This window comes from Dyella sp. AtDHG13, from assembly GCF_003201105.1.
GTDB lineage: Bacteria > Pseudomonadota > Gammaproteobacteria > Xanthomonadales > Rhodanobacteraceae > Dyella > Dyella jiangningensis_B.
The window spans coordinates 192,785-216,311 of sequence record NZ_QICJ01000008.1 but is presented as its reverse complement, the minus strand read 5'-3'; the positions used below and the strand labels follow the sequence as shown (position 1 = coordinate 216,311).

General features: G+C 66.1%; 23 protein-coding genes. 18 read left to right on the top strand and 5 right to left on the bottom strand.

The window, feature by feature from the left end:
- Window positions 1–42: 42 nt before the first annotated feature.
- Window positions 43–567 carry a DUF2501 domain-containing protein gene (locus BDW41_RS14825; RefSeq protein ID WP_074552061.1) on the bottom strand — a complete coding sequence of 175 codons (525 nt, stop codon included), beginning with the start codon at window positions 565–567 and terminating at the stop codon, window positions 43–45.
- A 453-nt stretch (window positions 568–1,020) separates the two neighbouring features.
- Here BDW41_RS14825 and BDW41_RS14820 point away from each other — a divergent pair, with 453 nt between their 5' ends.
- Together BDW41_RS14820 and BDW41_RS14815 are read left to right on the top strand one after the other, a co-directional pair.
- Window positions 1,021–1,386 (top strand): hypothetical protein, encoded by a 366-nt coding sequence (locus BDW41_RS14820; protein ID WP_074552062.1) that lies wholly within the window; start codon window positions 1,021–1,023, stop codon window positions 1,384–1,386.
- 99 nt (window positions 1,387–1,485) lie between these two features.
- Entirely contained in the window at window positions 1,486–2,874 is a 1,389-nt protein-coding gene (locus tag BDW41_RS14815) for a serine hydrolase domain-containing protein (RefSeq protein ID WP_074552063.1), read from the top strand.
- Here the strand turns inward: BDW41_RS14815 and eda are convergent.
- The 4 genes from eda to zwf form a co-directional block, all read right to left on the bottom strand.
- Window positions 2,871–3,512, bottom strand: coding sequence for a bifunctional 4-hydroxy-2-oxoglutarate aldolase/2-dehydro-3-deoxy-phosphogluconate aldolase (gene eda / locus BDW41_RS14810; protein ID WP_074552064.1), 642 nt, complete (start codon window positions 3,510–3,512; stop codon window positions 2,871–2,873). The two genes, BDW41_RS14815 and eda, sit on opposite strands and share 4 nt — an antisense overlap.
- A 26-nt stretch (window positions 3,513–3,538) precedes the next feature.
- The gene (edd, locus tag BDW41_RS14805) at window positions 3,539–5,356 is read right to left on the bottom strand and encodes a phosphogluconate dehydratase (protein WP_074552065.1); all 1,818 of its coding nucleotides are present in this window, start codon (window positions 5,354–5,356) and stop codon (window positions 3,539–3,541) included.
- 66 nt (window positions 5,357–5,422) lie between these two features.
- The gene (gene pgl / locus BDW41_RS14800; protein WP_074552077.1) at window positions 5,423–6,136 is read right to left on the bottom strand and encodes a 6-phosphogluconolactonase; all 714 of its coding nucleotides are present in this window, start codon (window positions 6,134–6,136) and stop codon (window positions 5,423–5,425) included.
- A 134-nt stretch (window positions 6,137–6,270) separates the two neighbouring features.
- Entirely contained in the window at window positions 6,271–7,734 is a 1,464-nt protein-coding gene (gene zwf, locus BDW41_RS14795) for a glucose-6-phosphate dehydrogenase (RefSeq protein WP_074552066.1), read from the bottom strand.
- A gap of 220 nt (window positions 7,735–7,954) precedes the next feature.
- On the opposite strand from zwf, the gene BDW41_RS14790 reads away from it, so the two are divergent.
- From BDW41_RS14790 to BDW41_RS14705, 16 genes are all read left to right on the top strand, one after another.
- Window positions 7,955–8,707, top strand: coding sequence for a GntR family transcriptional regulator (locus BDW41_RS14790; RefSeq protein ID WP_074552067.1), 753 nt, complete (start codon window positions 7,955–7,957; stop codon window positions 8,705–8,707).
- 577 nt (window positions 8,708–9,284) lie between these two features.
- Window positions 9,285–11,420, top strand: coding sequence for a glycosyl hydrolase family 18 protein (locus BDW41_RS14785; protein WP_110301615.1), 2,136 nt, complete (start codon window positions 9,285–9,287; stop codon window positions 11,418–11,420).
- Window positions 11,421–11,469: 49 nt separating this feature from the next.
- Window positions 11,470–11,913 carry a type II secretion system major pseudopilin GspG gene (gene gspG / locus BDW41_RS14780; RefSeq protein ID WP_074549703.1) on the top strand — a complete coding sequence of 148 codons (444 nt, stop codon included), beginning with the start codon at window positions 11,470–11,472 and terminating at the stop codon, window positions 11,911–11,913.
- A gap of 14 nt (window positions 11,914–11,927) precedes the next feature.
- Complete coding sequence (locus BDW41_RS14775; RefSeq protein ID WP_074549701.1) at window positions 11,928–13,109, top strand: type II secretion system F family protein; 1,182 nt, start codon at window positions 11,928–11,930, stop codon at window positions 13,107–13,109.
- 3 nt (window positions 13,110–13,112) lie between these two features.
- On the top strand, window positions 13,113–14,771 hold the full coding sequence (locus BDW41_RS14770; RefSeq protein WP_074549699.1) for a GspE/PulE family protein: 1,659 nt from the start codon (window positions 13,113–13,115) through the stop codon (window positions 14,769–14,771).
- A complete protein-coding gene (locus BDW41_RS14765) occupies window positions 14,752–15,579 on the top strand; it encodes a hypothetical protein (protein WP_146217362.1) in 828 nt (275 codons plus the stop codon). The genes BDW41_RS14770 and BDW41_RS14765 overlap by 20 nt, the downstream gene beginning before the upstream one ends.
- Complete coding sequence (locus BDW41_RS14760) at window positions 15,576–16,121, top strand: hypothetical protein (RefSeq protein WP_074549695.1); 546 nt, start codon at window positions 15,576–15,578, stop codon at window positions 16,119–16,121. Before BDW41_RS14765 ends, BDW41_RS14760 begins: the two co-directional genes overlap by 4 nt.
- Window positions 16,118–16,651: a hypothetical protein gene (locus BDW41_RS14755; protein ID WP_074549693.1), complete on the top strand. Its 534-nt coding sequence runs from the start codon at window positions 16,118–16,120 to the stop codon at window positions 16,649–16,651. The genes BDW41_RS14760 and BDW41_RS14755 overlap by 4 nt, the downstream gene beginning before the upstream one ends.
- Window positions 16,648–17,172 carry a hypothetical protein gene (locus tag BDW41_RS14750; protein WP_074549691.1) on the top strand — a complete coding sequence of 175 codons (525 nt, stop codon included), beginning with the start codon at window positions 16,648–16,650 and terminating at the stop codon, window positions 17,170–17,172. The genes BDW41_RS14755 and BDW41_RS14750 overlap by 4 nt, the downstream gene beginning before the upstream one ends.
- Window position 17,173: 1 nt before the next feature.
- The gene (locus BDW41_RS14745) at window positions 17,174–19,066 is read left to right on the top strand and encodes a secretin N-terminal domain-containing protein (RefSeq protein ID WP_074549689.1); all 1,893 of its coding nucleotides are present in this window, start codon (window positions 17,174–17,176) and stop codon (window positions 19,064–19,066) included.
- A gap of 16 nt (window positions 19,067–19,082) precedes the next feature.
- The gene (locus tag BDW41_RS14740) at window positions 19,083–19,553 is read left to right on the top strand and encodes a type II secretion system protein (protein ID WP_074549687.1); all 471 of its coding nucleotides are present in this window, start codon (window positions 19,083–19,085) and stop codon (window positions 19,551–19,553) included.
- A gap of 5 nt (window positions 19,554–19,558) precedes the next feature.
- Complete coding sequence (locus BDW41_RS14735) at window positions 19,559–19,939, top strand: prepilin-type N-terminal cleavage/methylation domain-containing protein (protein WP_083337696.1); 381 nt, start codon at window positions 19,559–19,561, stop codon at window positions 19,937–19,939.
- 4 nt (window positions 19,940–19,943) lie between these two features.
- Window positions 19,944–20,420, top strand: coding sequence for a hypothetical protein (locus BDW41_RS14730; RefSeq protein ID WP_074549683.1), 477 nt, complete (start codon window positions 19,944–19,946; stop codon window positions 20,418–20,420).
- 636 nt (window positions 20,421–21,056) lie between these two features.
- Complete coding sequence (locus BDW41_RS23390) at window positions 21,057–21,458, top strand: hypothetical protein (protein WP_158537000.1); 402 nt, start codon at window positions 21,057–21,059, stop codon at window positions 21,456–21,458.
- Entirely contained in the window at window positions 21,445–22,578 is a 1,134-nt protein-coding gene (locus BDW41_RS14710; protein ID WP_083337695.1) for a chitinase, read from the top strand. The genes BDW41_RS23390 and BDW41_RS14710 overlap by 14 nt, the downstream gene beginning before the upstream one ends.
- A 62-nt stretch (window positions 22,579–22,640) precedes the next feature.
- Complete coding sequence (locus tag BDW41_RS14705) at window positions 22,641–23,486, top strand: 2OG-Fe(II) oxygenase (RefSeq protein WP_074549679.1); 846 nt, start codon at window positions 22,641–22,643, stop codon at window positions 23,484–23,486.
- The last annotated feature ends 41 nt before the right edge of the window (window positions 23,487–23,527 follow it).

The window sequence follows — 23,527 nt, the reverse complement described above, 5'->3', positions numbered from 1 at the left end:
CGATGGCAGGAGCGCAAGGCTGCGCCCCTGCCGTGCTCCGACTTACTTCAGGAACGACTTGCCCTGCTTCAGCACGGTGTCGCACACCTTGGTGGTGAGCTGGGACTTCAGGTCGCTGTTGCCGCCGCCAAGGCTCGACAGGTCCGTGGTCTGGCCGTTGCTGCCCTGCAGGATGCCCTTGGCGCCGTTGAGATAGCCGGGGTCGTTCGTCGCGCCGCCCGAGCTGCTGCTGTCGGAGGATTTCTTCTTGCTGCCGGTGAGCTGGCCGAGCATGTCGCTGGTGCTCGAGCCCGTGCTGTTGCTGGACGAGTTGGAACCGCCACTGAGCTTGCCCATCAGCTGGCTCTGGATGCCCGAGGCGCCCGAGTTGCCGCCGAGGTAGTTGTTCTTCACGCAGTACTCCAGCAGGCCCGCCACGTTGCCCATGCTGCCGGAGGTCAGCGAACCGCCGCCGCCGGGGATCATGCTGCCGAGCTTGCCCAGGTCCTGCGCGCCGCCGGTGCTGCAGGCCAGGCTCAGGGCGATGGCCACGCAGGCCGTACCGATGCTGCCGATGCGTTTGTTCATGGGTATCCCTCCGTCAGGTGCGCGCATTGAACACCCTGTGTCGTTATGGCCGCGTAAGAGCCTGTTCACGATCTCCGCGTGGCCCGCGCCGGGAGCTGTTTGCGCGCAGGGCAAGGAAGAGCGAGGGAGTGTACGTCCGTACACGACCGAGTGATGACGCCGGCCTGGGGGCAAACAGACCCGGCCCGAAGGGTTGTTCTTGAGTGGCCGCCCAACGGCACCGCGCGGCTTGACCTGCCCACCAGGCAGGCGCTGCGCCACGCGGTGCCGCCGGGCAGCCACTCAAGAACAACGCGGGCTACGCGGAGATCGTGAACAGGCTCTAAGTGCGAGCCATGGGTAGCGCGTTTGCATCATGCATGGGCATGACGGCGGCGCACACGTACCATGGGCCGCAAGCGCCGGCATGCCTCAACGCCCCACAGCCCTCACCCCACCGATGGAAGACCTTCGATGAAACGATTTGTGGTCCTCGCCCTTGCCGTCACCCTGCTCGCCGCTTGCTCCAGCGCGGGCAGCCTGCGCAATTCCAAGCCCACCGCCTCGTATGCGGGCGCGGGCAGCGCGGCCGACATCGCATCGTGCGTCGCCGACGCCTGGGGCAGAAAGCCCGTACATCTGGAGTCCTACGTGCTGTACACCGGCACCACCATCGAGATCCACCAGACCGAAAACGGTCCCGCCGTGGCGCTGGTGGACATCAAGCCGGTGGGCGACCACACGGTGGCCACGTACTACTCGAACTTCAACGAGGACGACACCTGGTACTTCGAACAGGTGGCGCAGTGCGTGCAGACGACGCCGGCGCCCGCTCCGTAACGCGCCTCGTCGCTGTCCGCGGTTTTGCAACGTGGCGGCCGCCTGATGCACGCAGAGGTACACCCGATGGCAGCGACAACACGAAGCCCGGCACGACGCATGGCACGTTGGGCGCTGGCGGCCGCCGTGGCCTTCTCGACACTCGCGGCCGCGGCCGGCGGCTCGCCGTCGGATGCCGCGGTGGCCACGCAGGCGCAAGCCTTGCTGGATCAGACGGCGCGTCCCGATGCACCCGGCATGGAGCTGCTGATCGCCCGCGGCGACCGTGTGCTGTTCCATGCCGCGCGCGGCAGCGCCGAGATCGAGCTGGGCGTGCCGCTGCGCACGGGGCAGGTCTATCGCATCGCCTCCATCACCAAGATGTTCACGGCGGCCGAGGTGCTGAAGCTCGCCGAGCAGGGACGCGTGTCACTGGATGACACGCTCGACAAATACTTGCCCGACTTCCCCAACGCTTCGCACATCCGGCTGCGGCAGCTGCTCAACCACACCGCCGGCATTTCCGATGTGGCGAAGAATCCACAGCCCGGCTTTTTCGCGCGCAAGCTGGATACCGCCACGCTGCTGGCCCAGGTGGCCAGTCGCGATCCGGCATTCGCGCCCGGCACGCAACAGTCGTACTCCAACGGCGGCTACGCCGTGCTCGGCGCGGTGATCGAAAAGGTCACCGGCAAGCCCTGGCACGAAGCCATCCGCGAGCAATTGCTGGAGCCGCTGGGCCTGCGCCAGACCGGCTACGGCGACAACGCGGCCATCATTCCGGGCCGCGTGGCCGGCTACACCACGGATACGCCCGACCACGGCGTGCGCAATGCGTCCTACATCAACGCCTCGGTGCCGGCCGCCGCTGGCGCCTTCGTGTCCACGGCGGAGGATCTGTTCCACTGGATGCGCGCGCTGACCGGCGGGAAGGTCATCGGCAACGCCTGGTTCGCGCAGATGACCACGCCGGCCTCCCTGCCAGCCGGAGTGACGTCCGCGCATCCCTACGGCCTGGGCGTCTATCTGTGGCAGGTGCGGGGCAAGCCGATGATCGGCCACACCGGGCAGATCGATGGCTTCGCTTCCGCGGTGGCTTACGTGCCCTCGGCGCAGGTCACCGTGGTGGTGCTCGCGAACGACGACCACACCGATGCGCGCACCCTGGCGCGCCGACTCGCCGCGCTGGCGATGGGCGAACCTTACGACACGCCCGTGGCCGTTTCGCTATCAAAGGCCGAACTCGATGCACTGCAAGGCAGCTACCGCATCGACGGCGCGACGCTGGAAACGCTCAGCGTGAAAGACGGCCAGTTGTTCGCACAGCGCACCGGCCGCCACGCGGTGCCGTTGCAGGCCACCGCGCAAGGCCGTCTGTATTTCGTGCCCGATGAACTGAGTTACTTCCAGCCGGTACACGATGCGCAGGGCAAGGTCATCCGCCTGGATTACGTGGAAGGCGGCGATGCGCCCGCGCAGTCGTGGCCGCGCGTGGACGCCACGCCTTAGCGCAGCGCCGCGGCCTCGCGCGCCAGCGCCTCGATGCCGGCCCAGTCGCCGCCGTGCAGCTTGTTGGCGGGCGTGAGCCACGAGCCGCCCACGCACACCACGTTCGGCAGGGAGAGGAAATCCGGTGCGCTGCTCAGGCTGATGCCGCCGGTGGGGCAGAATTTGATCTGCGGCAGCGGACTCGCCCACGCGCCAAGCAGCTTGTGGCCGCCCGCGGGCACGGCCGGGAAGAACTTGAGGAAGCGATAGCCGCGCTCGAGCAGCGTCATCACTTCGCTGGCCGTGGCCGCGCCCGGCAGCAGCGGCAGTTCGCTGTCGTCGGCCGCGTCCAGCAGGCCCGGCGACACGCCCGGCGACACTGCGAACTTCGCACCGGCCTTGTGCGCGGCGCGCAGATCCTTGGCGCTGAGCACGGTGCCGACGCCGACCACCGCGCCCTCCACTTCATCGGCAATGGCCTTGATCGCATCGAGTGCGGCGGCCGTGCGCAAGGTCACTTCGATGGCGGGGATGCCGCCGGCCACCAGCGCGCGCGCCATCGGCACCGCCTGGCGGGCGTCGTCGATGATCACCACGGGAACCACCGGCGCAAGGCGTAGGGTGGACTCGACCTGTTTCTGCTTGGTTTCGATGCTCATGGCGTTCCGTAAAAAGTGAATGTGGATCAGAACACGCCCGCGCCGAGATCGGCGGTGGTGGCGTTGCGGCGGAACATGCCGAACAGCTCTCGCCCCAGGCCGAACTGATGCGCGGAAAGATCGGCCGTCGCCGGCGTGCGCGCGGCGAATTCGGCGGCATCCACCAGCACCTCCAGACGGCCTTCCACGGCGTCCAGGCGAATGATGTCGCCCTCGCGGATGCGCGCGATGGGGCCCAGGTCCTGCGCTTCCGGCGTCACGTGGATCGCGGCCGGCACGCGGCCGGACGCGCCGGACATGCGGCCATCGGTGAGCAGCGCGATGCGGTGGCCGCGGTCCTGCAGCACCGACAACGTCGGCGTGAGCTTGTGCAGCTCGGGCATGCCGATGGCCTGCGGACCCTGGAAGCGCACCACGGCGACGAAGTCGCGATTGAGCTCGCCGCGCTCGAACGCCTTGCGCACGTCGTCCTGGTCGTGGAACACGATGGCGGGCGCTTCGATGACGAGGCGGTCCTCCGGCACGGACGACACCTTGATCACCGCGCGACCCAGGTTGCCCGACAGCATGCGCAGGCCGCCGTCCGCGCGGAACGGTTCGGCCACGCCGCGCAGCACGCCGCGATTGCCGCTTTCCTTCGACACCGGCGACCACGCCAGCGCGCCGTGCTCGTCCAGGTGCGGCACCTGCGCATAGCCGTCCAGACCGGTGCCGAACACCGTGCGCACGTCGGCGTGCAGCAGGCCCTGGCTCAACAGCTGGTCGATCAGGAACGCCATGCCGCCGGCTTCGTGGAACTGGTTCACGTCGGCGTAGCCGTTGGGATACACGCGCGCCAGCAGCGGAATCACCGAGGACAGCGCGTCGAAATCGTCCCAGCGCAACTCGATGCCCGCCGCGCGCGCGATGGCCACCAGATGCAGCAGGTGATTGGTCGAGCCGCCCGTGGCATGCAGGCCGATCACGCCGTTGATGATGGCGCGCTCGTCGATGATGTGGCCCAGCGGCAGGTAGGACGAACCCGGCGCGCTCAGTTCCGCCACCCGCAGCACGGCCTCGCGCGTCAGCGCGTCGCGCAGCGGCGTATCGGGCGCGACGAAGCTGGAGCCTGGCAGGTGCAGGCCCATGATCTCCATCAGCATCTGATTGGAGTTGGCGGTGCCGTAGAAGGTGCAGGTGCCGGGCGCGTGGTACGACGCGGCCTCGGCTTCCAGCAGCTCGGCCTTGGTGGCCTTGCCCTCGGCATAGGCCTGGCGCACCTTGGATTTCTGCTCGTTGCTGATGCCGCTGGGCATCGGGCCGCTGGGCACGAAGATGCCGGGCAGATGGCCGAAGCTCAGCGCGCCGATCAGGAGGCCGGGCACGATCTTGTCGCATATCCCCAGGTACATCGCGCCGTCGAACATGTCGTGCGAGAGCGACACGGCGGTGGCCATGGCGATCAGGTCGCGCGAGAACAGCGACAGCTCCATGCCCGGCCGGCCCTGCGTGACGCCGTCGCACATCGCCGGCACGCCGCCGGCCATCTGCGCCGTGATGCCGGCTTCGCGCGCCACGTTGCGGATCAGTTCCGGATAACGCTCGTACGGCTGATGCGCCGAGAGCATGTCGTTGTACGCGTTGACGATGGCGAGGTTGGGCGTATGCCCTTCGCGCAGGCGCTCCTTGTCGGTGACGCCGCACGCGGCGAAACCGTGGGCCAGGTTGCCGCACGACAGGCGCTCGCGATGCGGGCCATTGCCCTGCGCCGCCTCGATGCGGCGCAGGTATTGCGCACGCGATTCGCGGCTGCGCTCGCGCAGGCGTTCGGTGACTTCGGCAAGAACGGGGTGCAGCACACTCATGGTCGAACTCCGGGAAGATCATCGGGCGCGCGGGCGCGCCCATTCATCAGGTGAGGCCGCGGTGCCTCAGGGGCACCAGTACACGGCCACCGGCACGCGCTGCTGGGTCAGCACCGAGCGCACCGGGAAATTCGCGGCGTCGCCCAGGCCAAGGCGCGCATCCGCCAGCAGCTGCCGCTTGGCTTCGCCTTCGATATGCAGCACCAGCGCGCGCGTATCGAGCAGGGCGGACAAGGTAAAGGTGATGCGCGGCTCGCCGGCGCCCGGCGCACGCATGGGCAGCACGCGCGCGCTGTTGTTGAGGTCGAGCGCTTCGGGCAGGCGATCACCCTCGGGGAAGAACGAGGCCGTGTGGCCGTCGTTGCCCATGCCGAGAATCACCGCATCGAAAGGCAGGGCCAGCGAGGCCATGCGCGCACGCACCGTGGCGAGGCCGGCTTCCGGCGTCGGCGCATCGGTGTAGAGCGGCACGAACTGCGCCGCGGTGGCGGCGTGCTGCAGCAGCAGTTCCTTCACCATCGCGGCATTGGAACGCTCGCTGCTCTCGGGTACCCAGCGCTCGTCGACCAGGGTCACCACCACCTTCGCCCAGTCCAGCGACTGGCGCGAGAGTTTCTCGAAGAAGTGGCGCGGCGTGCTGCCGCCGGACACCGCGAGCAGCGCGCTGCCGCGTTCGGCAATGCCTTCTCGCAGACGCTCGGCGATGCGTTCGGCCAGCGCGACGGCCAACGCGTCGCAATCGGTGAAGCTGTGGGTGGTGACGTTGAGGGTGTCAGGCATGGTGAGCGAGAAGAGGAAACTGCGCGGAAGCACACACGCGGCGCAGAAAAGGGTAGGCGTCGAAGTCTAGGAGCCGGCTTGCGACGCACGGGTGAAACGCCCGTGCATCGCCTTGCACCAAACCGAACGAGGGCTTAGTCACTGTCCTCGTTCCAGGTGCGGCCGTCGCGCTCGATCAGCGCCACCGCCGCGCTCGGGCCCCAGGTGCCCGACGTGTACGGACGCGGCGCTTCGCCGCTTTCCGCCCACGCGGCCAGGATGGGATCGGCCCAGCGCCATGCGGCCTCCACTTCGTCGCGGCGCATGAACAGCGTGGGATTGCCGCGCACCACGTCCAGCAGCAGGCGCTCGTACGCATCGGGCTGCGAGGCGCCGAAGGCTTCGGCGAAGCTCATGTCCAGCGGCACATGGCGCAGCCGCAGGCCGCCCGGCCCCGGATGCTTGATGGTCAGCCACAGCTTGATGTCCTCGTCCGGCTGCAGGCGCAGCACCAGGCGGTTCTGCTGCAGCGGGCCGGCGGCGGCATCGAAGATGGAATGCGGCACGGCCTTGAACACCACCGTGATCTCCGACACGCGTTCGGGCAGGCGCTTGCCCGTGCGCAGGTAGAACGGCACGCCGGCCCAGCGCCAGTTGGCGATCTCCGCCTTCACCGCCACGAAGGTTTCGGTGTTGGACTTGTGGTCCTTCAGTTCGTCGAGATAACCCGGCACGGCCTGGCCGTCCGCCGAACCGGCGCGGTACTGGCCGCGCACGGTGAGCTGCGCGAAATTGCTTTCCGTGATCGGCTTGAGCGAGCGCAGCACCTTCAGTTTTTCATCGCGCACCGCGTCGGGCGCGAGCGAGGAGGGCGGCTCCATCGCCAGCATGCACAGCAGCTGCAGGATATGGTTCTGCACCATGTCGCGCAGCGCGCCGGCGTGGTCGTAGTAGCCCGCGCGCTGGCCCACGCCCAGCGTTTCGGCCACGGTGATCTGCACGTGGTCGATGTGCTCGGCGTTCCACAGCGGCTCGAACAGCGCGTTGCCGAAGCGCAGCGCCAGCAGGTTCTGCACCGTTTCCTTGCCAAGGTAGTGGTCGATGCGGAAGGTCTGCGACTCGTCGAAGAAACGGCCGACGTCGTCGTTGATCTGGTTGGCGCTCTTGAGGTCGTGGCCGATGGGCTTTTCCAGCACCACGCGCGACTTGCCCTTGTTGAGGTCGTACTTGCCCAGGCGATTGCAGATGTCGACGAACAGGTCGGGCGAGGTGGAGAGGTAGAACACGCGGATGCGGTCCGCGTCCTTGCCCATCAGCTTGGCGAAGTCATCCCAGCCGTCGTCCTTGCGCGCGTCGAGCGAGCGGTAGCCGACCAGCTTGAGGAAATCCTCCACCTTCTTGCCGTTGCCGTCCTTCACCAGCACCTTGCGCAGGTTGTCCCGGTAGCCCTCGTCGTCCAGGCCTTCGCGGGCAATGCCGATGATGCGGCTGTCGTTGGGGATCTGGCCGTCGGTGTAGCGGTGGTAGAGCGCGGGCAGGAGCTTGCGCAGGGCAAGGTCGCCGGTGCCGCCGAAAATCACCAGGTCAAACGTGTCGACCGGCTGGGGAGAAGCAGTCACTTCAGTCACCTCGAGGCGATGCGTGGGGCCAGTGCGTGGCATGCATACCACGTACGTTGCCCGTTGATCGTACCAGTGACATACCAGACAACACCAGTTCCCCGGGCGCGGGCCGGGAGCCTTCATTGGGCAAGGTTTGGGGCATAAAACTGGTACCACCCAAAAGCCGCACCAAAACAGTCGATTGCCAGATTGGTATGGTCATTGGTATCGTTTAGGTATGGAAACCGCCCTCGTCAACGAATACCGCCGGCTCAGCCGCGACCCCGCCACCAGCCAGCCGCTGGCCTATCTGCGCCTGCGCCGGGCCATCCGCAACGTGGTGGAACACCGCGACATCGAGCCGGGCCAGGCGCTGCCCAGCGAGCGCGATCTTTCCCGCCTGCTGCAGCTTTCGCGCGTCACCGTGCGCAAGGCGATTTCCGGACTGGTGGAAGAAGGCCTGCTCAACCAGCGCCACGGCGCGGGCACCTTCGTCGCCGAGCGCATCATCAAGCCGATGTCGCGCCTCACCAGCTTTACCGAGGATTTGCGCGCGCGCGGGCTCAACCCGCGTTCCGAATTCTCCGAGCGCATCATCGGCGAGGTGACGCCCGAGGAATCGATGGCGTTGAATCTCTCGCCCGGCGTGCTGGTGGCGCGCCTGCACCGCGTGCGCTATGCGAAGGAAGAACCGCTGGCGATCGAGCGCAGCGTGGTGCCCGCGAGCATCCTGCCCGACCCGACCATCGTGCAGGACTCGCTCTATCAGGTGCTCGAAACACTCGGCGCGCGTCCGCGCCGCGCCTTGCAGCGGCTGCGCGCGGTGTCGCTGGGCGCGCAGCAGGCGCGCCTGCTGCACGTGCCCGCCGGCAGCGCGGGACTCAACATCGAACGGCGCAGCTTCCTCGACGACGGCCGCGTGGTGGAGTTCACCACCTCGTGGTATCGCGGCGACATCTACGATTTCGTGGCGGAACTGCAGACGGATTGAGGCGCGTCCTTCGCCCGCTTTTTTCCTAGGACTGACTTGCGCGCTGCGTGTCTTTGTTCGATTGCGCGAGCCCAAGCAAGCCTTTCCGGCCTGGCGATCACGCACGCCAAATTAACTTAAGTAAAAAAATATTCCGACCATCGGAAACGGCAACTAACACGCGCGATACAAAGCCATCCTTATATATACGGATGACTCGCTCGCATTATTACGCATGGTCCTCGCGAATCATTACGGGGGACATCTGCTCGTCCTTGGAAAGTCAGCGTAATTACAGGTAAATCGCAACCCGTTGATTTACGCGCCTTGCACTTCCAATCCACGCGGCGAATCCACCTAATTCATACACGCAAATCAGCGGACGAATTAACGCGTACATTTACGCGCCTGCACACGCCTTTTCTGCAAAAGAGAAACGCGCAGTTCGCTAATTCAAAAGCATTATTTGGGATCACAGGTCATTCACTTATCCCATGATTTATTTCGACGCCCCAAATAGGCGTCTAAAACGCGCAAAGACAACCCGACATGCCCGTGGGCATGCGTGGTGGACAGCTCTGCTCAAGGGGTAAAAACCATGAATGCGAAGCTTGGCAGGCCGCTACTTGCGTTAGCGGTGTGGGCAGCTTTTTCCTCGGCGGTATGGGCGGCCAATGCACCCTGGCAAGAGGGCGCGACGTATCAGGCCGGCGCACTCGTCTCCTACAACGGGCACGACTACCAGGCGCTTCAGACGCATACCGCTTACGTCGGTGCCGGATGGACGCCTTCCTCCAGCCCGACGTTGTGGAAGGACCTCGGCCCGTCCAGCGGCGGCACGCCGGCTCCCGCACCTGCGCCAGCGCCAAGCCCCGCACCTTCGCCCGCGCCGACGCCATCGCCAACGCCTTCGCCGGCACCAGCGCCATCCCCGGCACCCGCACCTTCGCCCTCCGGCTGTTACGCAGCGTGGTCGTCTACCGCGACGTATGCATCGCCCGGAACGAAGGTGACTTACCAGGGCCGCAACTATCAGAACAAGTGGTGGACGCAAGGTGAGAACCCCGCGCAATCCGGGCAGTACGGCGTGTGGGCGGATCTGGGCAGCTGCAGCGGTGGCACACCAGCACCTGCACCTGCACCTGCTCCTGCTCCTGCTCCTGCTCCTGCTCCTGCTCCTGCTCCTGCTCCTGCTCCTGCTCCTGCTCCTGCTCCTGCTCCTGCTCCTGCTCCTGCGCCTGCGCCTGCACCAGCACCGACGCCTGCACCTGCACCTGCACCAGCACCTGCGCCGACACCTTCACCCACACCCACACCCACACCCGCTCCCGCTCCCGCTCCCGCTCCCGCACCCGCGCCAACGCCGACGCCTGCACCAACGCCTTCGCCAACTCCCGCACCGTCGCCCGCTCCTGCCGGCCAATACCAGCTCGGCAGCTATTTCGCGCAGTGGGGCATCTATGACCGCAACTATCAGGTCAAGAACATCGATACGTCCGGCGCGGCCAAGAAGCTCACCTTCGTCAACTACGCCTTCGGCAACCTGTATGCGAAGAACGGTGGCTACGAGTGCGACATCATCACCAAGACGGAGCCGGGTGCCACCAATCCCAGCGATCCTGCCGCCGGCACGGGCGGCGACGGCTGGGCCGACTACCAGAAGGGTTTTGCCAGCAACGAGTCGGTGGACGGCAAGGGTGACGTCTGGGGCGCGGAGAACGGCAAGACGGGCCCGCTGAAGGGCAACTTCAACCAGTTCAAGAAGCTCAAGGCGAAGTATCCCAACCTGAAGGTGGTGATTTCGCTGGGCGGCTGGACGTGGTCGAAGTGGTTCAGCAAGGCCGCGTCCACCGACGCGCTGCGCAAGCAGCTGGTCAGCTCGTGCATCAATCTCTACATCAAGGGCAACCTGCCCTTCGATGCGGGATCCAATGCCGGCGGCCCCGGAACCGCGGCAGGCGTGTTCGACGGCATCGACATCGACTGGGAGTTCCCCGGCGGCGGCGGCCAGCCCTATAACACGGTGGATACCAAGAACGACAAGCACAATTACACGCTGCTGCTGGCCGAGTTCCGCAAGCAGCTGGACGACCAGGGCGCCATCGACGGCAAGCGGTACCTGCTCACGGTCGCCATCGGCTCCGGCGGCGACAAGATCGAGAACACGGAACCTGCGCAGTACAGCAAGTCGCTGGACTGGATCAACATCATGTCCTACGACTTCCACGGCGGCTGGGAAGCGCAGGGGCCCACCGACTTCCAGTCCAACCTCTATCTCGATCCCAACAGCCCCAACGCCAAGAGCACGTATGGCGCCACCTACAACGTCGACAGCGCCGTGCAGACGCTGCTGAAGGCGGGCACGCCCGCATCGAAGCTCAACGTGGGCATTCCGCTGTATGGACGTGGCTGGACGGGTGTCGCCGCCGGCTCCAAGGGCGATGGCCTGTACCAGACGGCCAGCAAGCCCGCTCCCGGCAAGTACGAAGAGGGCATCGAGGACTACAAGCTGCTCAAGGACCGCGCGGGAACGGTGCGCGAGCATCCGGTGACCATGCAGGCGTGGAAGTACGACGGCACCACGTTCTGGTCGTACGACACGCCCACCACCATCCGCGCCAAGCTCGACTACATCCGCAAGAACAACCTGGGTGGCGCCTTCAGCTGGGAGCTCGATGGCGATGCGACGAATGCCGAACTCACCAATGTCATCGGCGAGCTCAACGGCAAGTAGCAGAACACGGAAGCGACGATCACAGCGCCACGCTCAAAGGAGTCCAGCCATGCGTGCCTTGTCTCTATCGTTCGGGCGGCACCGCCAAAGCGGCAAGGGTTTCACGCTGCTCGAACTGCTGGTAGTGCTGTTGATCATCGCGCTGCTCGCCGGCTACGTCGGGCCCAAGCTGTTCGGCGAAGTGGGCAAGGCCAAGACCAAGACGGCCATGTCGCAGATGAAGTCGCTGTCCGACGCGCTGGACAGATATCGGCTGGACACGGGCAAGTTCCCCTCGACCCAGGATGGACTGAAGTCGCTGATGCACGACCCGGGCAACACCACGCATTGGGAAGGCCCGTACATGAGCAACGACATTCCGGATGATCCGTGGGGACACCCCTACGTGTATCGGTCGCCCGGACAGAACGGCAAGGATTTCGACCTGCTCACCTATGGTGCCGACGGCAAGCCCGGCGGCACCGGCGAAGACGCGGACATCCAGGCGAAGTAGGCGGAGCCAGGGCCGTGCGCTACCTGGTACGCGCCACTGTGCAGGGCGAGGAGCGGCAACTGGAACTGACGGCCGACGACGAGGAACAGCTCAGGCAGGACGTGCGTTCCATGGGCATGGTGTTCCTGCAGGCCACGCCGGTCGAAGAAGGCCGTTCGCTGTTCAAGCGAAAGCAGAAGTTCAACGAGTCGCTGTTCACGCAGGAACTCATCGCACTGCTGGAAGCGGGACTGAGCCTGATCGAAACCATCGAGACGTTACGGGACAAGAGCAAGACCGAGATCGAGAAACGCGTGCAGGGACGCATCGTCGATGCGCTTTACGAGGGCATGCCGCTCTCGCGGGCGCTGGAGCAGCAACCGGAGGTGTTTCCGCCGCTGTACGTGGCCACGGTGGCCTCCGCCGAGCGGACCGGCCACCTGGCCGAAGCGCTCAAGCGGTATCACCAGTACGACGCGCGGCTGGCGGCGGTGAAGAAAAAGATCGTCGCCTCGCTGGTGTATCCGGTGATCGTGCTGTCGACCGGCGGCCTGATCATCCTGTTCCTGGCGTTCTACGTCATACCCAAGTTCAGCCAGATCTACGCATCCATGAAAAACCTTCCGTTCGCTGCGAAGCTGATGCTGTGGTGGGGCGACCTGGTCCATGCACACGGGCTGATGCTGTTCGCCGCCATCGCCGCCACCTGCATCGGCATCGGCGTGGCGATCGCCAACGACGGCATGCGCGCACGCGCCATCGAAGCCTTCTGGAGCATGCCCAAGATGGTGGGCTACCAGCGGCTGTTCGCGCTGACGCGCTTCTTCCGGACGCTGGGCCTGCTGCTCGCCGGCGGCATGTCGGTGGTGGCCTCCATGGAGTTGTCGGCGCAACTGCTGCCCGCAAACCTGCGCGCATCGCTCAACCAGGCGCTGGAGAGCATCAAGGCCGGCCAGTCCCTCTCCACGGCGTTGCCGGCGGCCAACCTCACCACGCCCGTGGCCGAGCGGCTGATCCGCGTCGGCGAGCAGAGCGGCGATCTCGCCGGCATGATCACGCGCGCGGCGGAGTTCTGCGACGAGGAACTCGACCGCGCCATCGACACGCTGATGCGGATGGTCGAACCCGTGATCATGCTCTTCGTCGGCGCCATGGTGGGCACGATCGTCTTCCTGCTCTACATGCCCATCTTCCAGCTCGCGGGAAGCGTCGGGTGAGCCATGGCCACGGTCCGCACCGATCACTACGATCCGGCTGCCGACGGCACGGCGGGCTCGTTGCAGGAGCGCATCTGGGAGAAGTGCGAACAGGACCCCGGCGACTATCGCGAAGAAGTCGCGCGCCTCACCGGCCTGCGCGCCGTCGGCGCGGACGAACTGGCCGCCCTGCGTCCCCGCTTCGATGCCTTGTCGTTCGCCGAAGCGAGCGCACGGGTATGCCTGTTCGCGGTGGACGCCTCCGGAAAACATCTGCTGGTGCTGGCCGACCCGTTCGACCCTTATCAGCGCAGCTGGGCCTTGCAGCGCTTCGGCGAGCCTTTCAGTTTCGCCTTCTGCGTGCCTTCGGACCTGCTCGCCTACATGGCCTTGCACGAGGCCGAGCACCGCGCGCTGGAACCGGTTTCCGCCACGCAGCTTTCCGACCGGGTGGCCGATGGCGGCCTGGAAATCTCCCTCGCGACGCTGGCCCACGATACGCACCCGGTGATACGGCTGGTCAATTCGTCGCTGTATGACGCGCTGAAGGCGCGGGCTTCGGACATCCATATCGAAAGCACCGCCACCGGCCTGGTGATCAAGTACCGCATCGATGGCGTGCTGCTGGCCACGGGTGGCGCATCCGGCGTGGAGATGGCCGAGCAGGTGCTGTCGCGATTGAAGGTGATGGCGGACCTGGACATCGGCGAGCGGCGCATCCCGCAGGATGGACGCTTCCGCGCCGTGATCAACCAGCGGGACATCGACTTTCGCGTCTCCATCATGCCGTCCGTGCATGGGGGCGAAGACGCGGTGCTGCGCGTGCTGGACAAGCAGCGCGGCGAGAAGAGCGCCGAACCGCTGCGGCTGGATCGGCTGGGACACGAGCCGGACACCGTGCGCGCCATCCGCGCGGTCGCCGGCGAGCCTTACGGCCTGATCCTGGTCACCGGCCCCACCGGTTCGGGCAAGTCCACCACGCTGTACGCGACGCTGACGGAGATCAACACCGGCGAGGAGAAGATCATCACCATCGAGGATCCGGTCGAGTACGAGCTGCCGGGCATCCTGCAGATACCGATCAACGACAAGAAGGGCCTGACCTTTGCGCGCGGCCTTCGCTCCATTCTTCGGCACGATCCGGACAAGATTCTCGTAGGCGAGATCCGTGACGGCGAAACCGCAGGCATCGCCGTGCAGGCAGCCTTGACCGGTCACTTGGTGCTGACTTCGGTGCACGCCAACAACGTCTTTTCCGTACTCGACCGCTTCCTGCACATGGGCGTGGACCTGCACAGTTTCGTCGACGCCTTGCTCGGCGTCGTCGCGCAGCGGCTGATGCGCAAGAACTGCCCGCACTGCACGCGCGACGACGTACCGGATGCGGAACTCATCGCGGCCTCCGGGCTTACGCCGGCCGCGGTGAAAGGCTGGCTGTTCCGCAAGGGCGCCGGTTGTGAGCAATGCCGCATGACCGGCTATCTCGGCCGGCAACCGATAGCGGAGGTGCTGCGTTTCAACGACGTGCTCAAGCAATGTTTCGTCGAGCGCCGTCCCATCACTGAACTGAAGCAGCTGGCCTTGGCCAACGGCTACGTATCCATTCGCCAGATGGCCCTGCGCGCCGTCGCCGATGGGCGGACCACGCTCACCGAGGTCAACCGTGTCACCATGGCTGAATAAGTGGCGCGACCGACTGGAAGCGCAGCGCAACGTGGTTTGCGCGCGCGCCCGGCCCGTGCTGTCCCGTTACGTGAGCCGCTGCGTGCTGCGGCTTGGCCGCGATCGAGTCTGTCTGGTGGAACCGGGCGGTCGGCTGCTCAGGGACATGTCCATCCTCGAACCGATGCGCTCGCCCGAGGCGGAAAGCGCCATCGCGTCCCTGCTCGCTCCGCCCAAGCGCAATGGCCTGCATCTGCTCGATGCGGTAATCGGCGAACCGTGGGTCCATTACTTCGTGCTGGGCTGGCGGCCGCTTCCGCGTCCAGTGGATTGGGCCGAAGCGGCGCGCGTGCAACTGATGCGCATGGGCTTGGGTGCGCCGGACCAGTGGCGGCTGTGCATCGAGGACGGGGCATGGCAGAAATCGCGCTTCGGCGCCGCCATGCCAGAGTCGCTCTGCGGCGCCATCGAACAAGGAGCCAGGCAATCGGGCCTGTTGCTGCGTTCGATACTCCCTTGCGTCACCTACGCCATCGCGGCGCATGCGCGCGCCATCGGCGGCGATGGCGCGCTGATCCAGGTCGAGGCGGGCGGCGGCCGCTTCATCGCCCACGTCGCCTTCCGCCACGACAACGACTGGGCGGGCTTCGTGACGCTTCCACTGGATCCAGGCCGCCTGGCCGACGCCTTGAGCGACGCCGCCGTGCTGTGCCGGGTCGCATGGCCGTTGCGCAGTTATGTCCTGGGGCCACAGATCGCCAAGGAATGGCTGGACGGCCTGCCCGATCCGCAGTGGCTCGCCCAACCCTGGAACGAGGACTCGGCATGAAGGTGCCCTCCATCAACCTTCATCGACCCTACGCCGCGCCACGCTGGTCGGGTATCGCCGTGCTGTTGCTGTCGGTCGCGGCACTGGTCGCGGTGATGCAAGGCCTGGACCGGCTGCATGCGCGCGCCGCGCGGATGGACGATCGCGAAAGCGAGATCACGCGCGCCGAACAGGCGCGCGCACAGGTGGAGCACGCGCATCGGAACCCCGCACCGCGACGCACCGCGTTGCAGGCGCAGCAGGCTTACGCCGTGGAGCCCGCGCGCGATCTGCTGGAACGCGGCTGGCAGCCGGACATCGCCATGCTGCGCATCGACATCGCCACGGCAACGCGGGAAATGCATCTGGTCTTCGAAGCTCGCTCGATACAGACCGCGCTCTCCTACATCGACTGGCTCGATGCGCAGCCATCGACGGAGAGCGTGCAGATCGAACGCCAGGCCGAGAAGCCGGGGCCGGCGGGCGACGTCATGGAAGTGGGCGTGGTCGTGCACTGGAAACCGGCGGGCGGCGCCGTCGCCGCTACGGAGCCCGCACCATGAGCAAGGCATGGCATGCGCAACGCCTGGGCTGGGAGATCAAGCGCCTGCGCTGGCGGCTTGGCACCTTCGGCCTGCTCGGCGTGGTGCTGCTGCTCTTCAGCGTGGCCATGACGCTGTTCGAGGCGGTGCCCTTGGCCCGCGATCTTCACGTCCGCTCGCAGGACCTGGAACGCCGCGCGCGCGAGGCCACCGTGCCGCCGTCGCCCGCGCCGGCGACCATCGAGGACAACGGATACAGCCCGAGCTTCACCACGTTTCTCCACAGCCTGTTCGCCATGGCGAACAAGGAGGGCATCGCGACGTCCCAGGTCGCCTACAAGGCGGAGACCGAGGGCGATGGCAAGGTGGAACGCTACTTCGTGGCCTTGTCGATGAAGGCGAGCTATCCGCAACTGCGGATGTTCTCGGCGGACCTGCGCACGCTGGGCGGCATGCGGCTGGAGCACGTGACCATCTCCCGCGGCGACATCGGCCAGACGACGCTGGATGTGCGCGTCGAGCTGTCCTTTGCGATCGAGCGGCCGGCATGAAGATATCGCCTACCCTCCGCTGGCTTCTGCTCGCGGCCATCGCGCTTTGCGTGTTCGTTTTCGTGCGTGGCAGGCAGGAGCCGAACGAAACCTCGGCGGCCGTACCTGCGGAGCAGCCGACGGAAACCGCCGCGCCCGCGCAGGTTCCCGCACCGCAAGCGCCCATGCCCACGGCCGCGGCGCCGTCGTCTTCGGCACCGCTCGTCGACCTGTTTCCTGCGCAGAGCTGGCTACCGCCGCCGCCACCGCCCAGCACCACGCCGCCACCGCCACCGGAACCGCCGCCGCTGCCCTTCGTGGTCAAGTCGGTGTGGGTATCGGCCGAGGGTTCGCTGTTCGTGCTGCTCAGCGCCAACGGCCAGGACATTCCCTTGTGCAACGCGTGCCAACGCTCGGGCTTCCTGCGCAGCGGCAACGTCGTGCTGGGCCATTACCGGATCGAGAGCGTCACCAGCAGCGCGGTGAGCCTGGTGTACCTGCCGCTCAACCGGAAACAACGCATTCAGATCGCAGGAGGCTGAGATGACACGCCGCCGTCGCCTGGCCGTACCCGTCGCGCTGCTCCTGGCGGCTTCCTGCGCAACCCAGCAGTTGCGCATGGAGCAGGTGATCGCCACCAACCCGCCGGACGTCGCGCTGGAATGGCTGCGGCAGGAAACGGCGCGGCATCCGGACGACCTCAACCTGCGCAGCACCTATCTGCAGATGCTGGCGCGGCAAACCGACAGCTACATCAAGCAGGCCAGGGACGCCTATCAGGATGGCAAGCCCGCGCTGTCCCGCCAGCTGGCCCGACACGCTCTGGACATCGCCCCGAACAACGACAGCGCCAAGGCGATGCTGCAGTGGATCGACGCGCAGGAAAAACTGGACCAGAAGATCGGCCGCGCCGAAGCCATGCAGTACACGCAACCGGACGACGCGCTTGCCCTGGTCAACGACGTGCTGCGCGAGCAACCCGACAACACGCGCGCCGCGGCGGTAAGGGACTCCATCGCCACCCGGCAGCCTCACATGCTGGCGACCAAGCTCGCCAATGACCTCAACCAGCCCATCAGCGTGCAGTTCCGCGACCAGCCCATCATCAGCGTGTTCGAGCTGATCACCAAGATCACGGGCCTGAATTTCGTGTTCGACCACGACGTGGCCGGCAGCGTGCCGACGACCATCTTTGCCAACAGGACGCCGATCAGCAAGGTCATTTCCATGGTGCTGCAGTCCAACCAGCTGGACAGCAAGGTGATCGACCGCAACACGCTGCTGATCTACCCCAAGCGGCCCGACAAGGACGCCGAGTACAAGAGCCTCTCCGTCCGCACGTTCTACCTGCACTACATTCCGGCGCCGCAGATGATGGCGGCGGTGAAGCAGATGCTGAAGACACGCGACCTGCTGGTCGACGAGCGCACCAACGCCATCATCATGCGCGACTCGCCCGATGCCATCGCCGTGGCAGAGAAACTGGTATCGGCGATGGACCTGCCGCAGTCGGAAGTGATGCTCGACGTCGAGGTGCTGGAGGTGACGTCCAGCGATCTGCTCAACCTCGGCATCAACTATCCCGATTCGGTGGGCCTGACCGTGCAGGCGCCGCAGGACCCGAACTCCTTCACCACGCCGACGCCGGGCGTGCTGACCATGAACCAGCTTCGCCACATCAATGGCGGCGACATCCTGGTCAACCTCGGCAATCCGTCGATCACGCTCAACATGCTGCAGAGCCTGGGCAAGACCAACACGCTCGCCAACCCGAGGATACGGGTGAAGAACCGCGAGAAGGCACGCATCCTGATCGGCAACCGCGTGCCGGTGGTGACCACCACGCTGTCCAACAATTTCAGCACCGAAAGCGTCAACTACCAGGACGTGGGCCTGTCGCTGGCGGTCGAGCCCATCATCAACAACGATAACGAGATCCAGGTCAAGCTGACCCTGGACGTGTCCAACATCGTGCAGACCATCACCACCAACAGCGGCCTGGTGGTCTACCAGATCGGGACGCGCACCGCCGACACGGTGATGACCGTGCACAACAACGAGACGCAGGCGTTGGCCGGGCTGCTGCAGCGTATCGAGCAGGACAATACCTCCGGCATTCCGGGGCTGGGGCGCGTGCCGCTGTTGGACCGCATCTTCGGCACGGGATCGCGGCAGAACGACAAGACCGAACTCATCCTGCTGATCACGCCGCATATCGTGCGCACGCAGCCGGTGCCGGGCGCGAGCGTCATGGCGTTCGAGTCGGGTACGGAAAACCGCATGACCATCGCGCCGACCGACGTGGACCGCGACAGTCACGGCGTGCGCATGCCGCCGCAGAGCGGCACGACTCCGCCACCGCCACCACCGCCGCCTCCTGCGCCGGCGCCCGCCGCGCCGCCCGCGCAACCGCCCACGCCACCCTCCGGATCGTGACGGAGCCGACCGTGCCATGACACCACGCGGCTTCACCCTGATCGAGATGCTGGTCACGCTGGCCATCCTGGCGGCGCTGGCATCCGTCGCGCTGCCGCTGGCGCAGATGGCGGCCGAACGCCAGCGCGAACAGGAACTCAAGCGCGACCTGTGGCAGATCCGCGATGCCATCGACGATTACAAGAAGGCCAGCGACGAAGGGAAGATCGAGAAATCCGCGTCCGACAGCGGCTATCCGCCGACGCTCGACGTGCTCGTGAATGGCGTCACGGACAAGTCCAGTCCGCAAGGCCAGAAGCTCTATTTTCTGCGGCGCATTCCACGCGACCCGCTGTGCGACTGCCCGAGCAAGTCGGATGCGCAGACCTGGGGCAAGCGCAGCTACGCCAGCCCGCCCGAGGCGCCCGCCGAAGGCGACGACGTGTACGACGTCTATTCCCTCGCGCAGGGTAACGGACAGAACGGCGTGCCGTTCCGCCAATGGTGACCGACATGACGCGACGACAGGAACATGCGTTCACCCTGATCGAACTTCTCGTCGTGCTGGCGATCATCGCCGCGCTGCTCACGCTGGTGGTGCCGCGTTATTTCGAGCAAGTGGACAAGGCCAAGGAAACCGTGCTTCGCCAGAACCTGGCGAGCATGCGCGAATCGATCGATCACTTCCATGCGGACCAGCGCCGCTATCCCGATTCGCTCAAGGAGCTGGTCGAGCGTCGTTATCTGCGGGAGATTCCCAAGGACACGCTCACCGGCAACGCCACCAGCTGGAAAGTCACCCCGCCGCCGGACGGCGGCACCGGCGTGTATGACGTGCACAGCGGCGCGCCGGGCAAGGCCAGCGATGGCACCGAATACCGGACGTGGTGGTGACGCCATGGGAAGCCGGTCACGCCAGCGCGGTTTCAACTTCCTCTGGGCCATTGCGGCCGTCGCCATCATGGCCATCTACCTGGGGCGCATAGGCACGATCTGGACGACGGAAGTGCGGCGCGAGAACGAGCACGACCTGCTCGTCGTCGGCAACGCCATCCGGCAGGCCATCAAGGCCTACGTGGACGTGGACAAGGACAAGCGTTTTCCCACGCGCCTGCACGACCTGCTTTCCGATCCCCGCGTGCCCTATGTGCGCCGCTTTCTGCGGCAGGCGTACGTGGACCCGATGACGTCGGGGGATTGGGAGTTGATACGCGGCCCGCACGGCGAGCTGTTCGGCGTGTACAGCCGCGCCGATGGCGTGCCGCTCAAACAGGACGGCTTCGACGACGAGTACGCCAACTTCGCGCATCAACAGAGTTATGCCGACTGGAAGTTTGCCCACTATCCAGGAGGGGGAGGGAACGTGCAGCGCTAGGCGCGCCAGCGCTACCGACCGTGGCACACGCAGGAACAACGGGCCCGTCATGACGGTTTTTCGTTTCCCTTAGCCGAGGTTCGCCATGCACACCAAGCACACCTATCTGACCCCTCTCGCGGCCTCGCTTTTTGCCCTTTACGCGAACGTGGCGTATGCCGCGTATCCCGCCTGACAGGAAGGCAGCACGTACACGGCGGGCACCATCGTCAGTTACAACGGACACGACTACAAGGCGCTGCAGACGCACACGGCCTATGTCGGCGCGGGCTGGCAACCGTCGGCCAGCCCCACGCTGTGGCAGGACCTGGGGCCGTCGTCGTCTACGCCGAGTCCGGCTCCGGCGCCAACTCCCACGCCCGCACCGACTCCGTCTCCGTCGCCCGCTCCAACTCCGGTTCCGGCCCCGACGCCAACTCCTGCGCCCGCACCGGCTCCGGTTCCCACTCCAACGCCGACGCCTTCGCCCGCTCCCGCACCTGGCGGCTGCTACGCCGCATGGTCCGCCACGGCGACCTACGCCAACCCCGGACAGAAGGTGACGTACAGCGGTCGGAACTACGAGAACAAGTGGTGGACCAGCGGAGAGAATCCCGCCGCGTCGGGCGCCTATGGCGTCTGGAAGGATCTCGGTGCGTGCAGTGGAGGCTCGCCTGCGCCTGCGCCGGCGCCAACTCCAACACCCGCTCCGGCTCCAACTCCGGCTCCTACGCCATCACCGACACCGGCACCGGTTCCGACTCCAACGCCGGCACCAGCACCAGCGCCGACGCCAACACCGACTCCCGCACCTACGCCTGCGCCTGCGCCTGCACCAGCACCGACGCCGACGCCGACGCCGACGCCGACGCCAGCCCCGACACCGACACCGACACCAACTCCGGCCCCCGCGTCGTACAAGCCGACGATCATCTACATCGCCAAGCCCGCGGGCTATCCCACCGATGCGGAGCTGGCGCAGGCGGAGGACGGCCTGGTCAAGCAGAGCCAGGGACAGATCGCGCTTATCCGCGCCGCGTTGCAGGTGCTTCCCGATGACGAGGTGAACGCGGTGGTGCCGGGCAGGGCGGCCAATCCGTCCAACGTGCGCCGGGTGGAGAAGGTGCTGACGGAAGCGAAGTTCGACGCGCTGTTCCCCGTGCGCAGCGTGGCGTACTCGTACGTCAACCTGCTGCGCGGCATCGCCAAGTTCCCGGCGTATTGCGGCGACTACAAGGACGGGCGCGACGCCGATGCCATCTGCCGCAAGCTGCTGGCGACCTCGTTCGCCCACTTCGTGCAGGAGACGGGCGCCAACTGGTCGTCGCTGACGCCGGCGCAGGCGCGTACCTATCCCGATCACAACAACGCCGTGCTCGCGACCTTGCCGCCCGACACGCCCATCGAGATGTGGCGCCAGGGTCTGTGGTTCCTGCGCGAATCGGGTTACGAGGAAGGCTCGGCCGTCGGTGCGTACCAGCAATGCACGCCCGGCTCGCACGCCACCAACTGGATCTTCTATCCCTGCGCCAAGAACAGCAAAGGCCAGTACATCGATTACTTCGGACGCGGCGCCAAGCAGCTGTCGTGGAACTACAACTTCGGCCCGTTCTCGGACGCCCTGTATGGCGACGTGAACCTGTTGCTCGACAATCCGGGGAAGGTGGCCGATACCTGGCTCAACTTTGCCTCCGCCGTGTGGTTCGCCGTGGCGCCGCAGACGCCCAAACCGCCGATGACCTGGGTGATCGACGGTACGTGGAAGCCCAACTCGATCGACCTGGCGAACAACATGAAGCCCGGTTCCGGCGCCACGGTGTACATCATCAATGGCGGCATCGAGTGCGGCGGCGGCGGCGACGAGCGGCCGCAGGTGCAGAACCGCATCGCGGCCTACAAGAAGATGGCGGAGCAACTCAGCGTGACCATACCGCCGGACGAGCCGCTGGGCTGCGCCAACATGCGCGGCTTCGTGCAGGGCTCGGCCGCCGCCGTGCAGGCATACCTGGACAAGGATTGGAGCTGGGTCAACGGCAAGCCCGCCACGGCATGCAAGCTGGTCGACTATCAGATGCCGTTCTCGCTGGTCACGCCGGGCGACTACAAGCGCTGCGTCGATTACTTCTACCGCGGACAGGTCATGTACAACGGCCAGATCGTCGTCGACAACACCAAGTGACTGCTCTGCGCGCGGGCGGCCCACGCGCCGCCCGCGCCGCTCAACGCGACAGGGGAACACTCATGCTCGATGAAGCCTGGCAGGACTGGATTCGCGACAACCTCAAGCGCGGATGCACCGTCGAATCCATGGTGTCGGTGATGATCCACGAACGGATCGATCCCGTGCTGGCAATGGAAAGCATCCAGCGCGTCGCCGAAGGGCGGGCGGCCAATGGCGAACCCGGCGACGAAAGCGATGCATGCCATTGCTGGTCGCCACGCTTCGCGCTGTCATCGAGCAACCGCGTGCACATCGAGGGGCATGCCATACGCATGGTTGCCCGCCTGGAACGCCCTGCCGTGGCCGTGCTCGATGGCGTGCTTTCCGACGAGGAATGCAAGGCCTTCATCACGTTGTCCAGGAACCGCATGACGCAGTCCACCGTGGTCGATCCCGCCGATGGCGTCGCGCGCACCATTCATTCGCGCAGCAGCAAGAGCATGTTCTTCGAACGCGGCCAGACGCCGCTGGTGTCGCGCGTGGAACGGCGACTGGCGCAACTGATGGGCGAACCGGTAGCGCACGGCGAAGGCTTGCAGGTGCTGCACTACCAGCAGGGCGGCGAATACCGGCCGCACTACGATTATTTCCCGCCCGGGGAAGCGGGGAGCACGCGCCACGTGACGCAGGGCGGCCAGCGCTGCGCCACCTTGATCATGTATCTGAACGACGTGGAAGCCGGAGGCGGCACCACATTTCCTGACGTCGGCTTCACGTGCTTTCCCCGGCGCGGCATGGGCCTGTACTTCGCCTATCGAGATGCCGGCGGCCTGCTCGATCCGCTGACGCTGCATGGCGGCATGCCGGTGGCGCGCGGGGAGAAATGGATCATGACCAAATGGGTGCGCGAGCGGCCCTATGGTTAATCCACGGTAGGGTGCATGGCGTTTCACGGAAGGCGAAACGC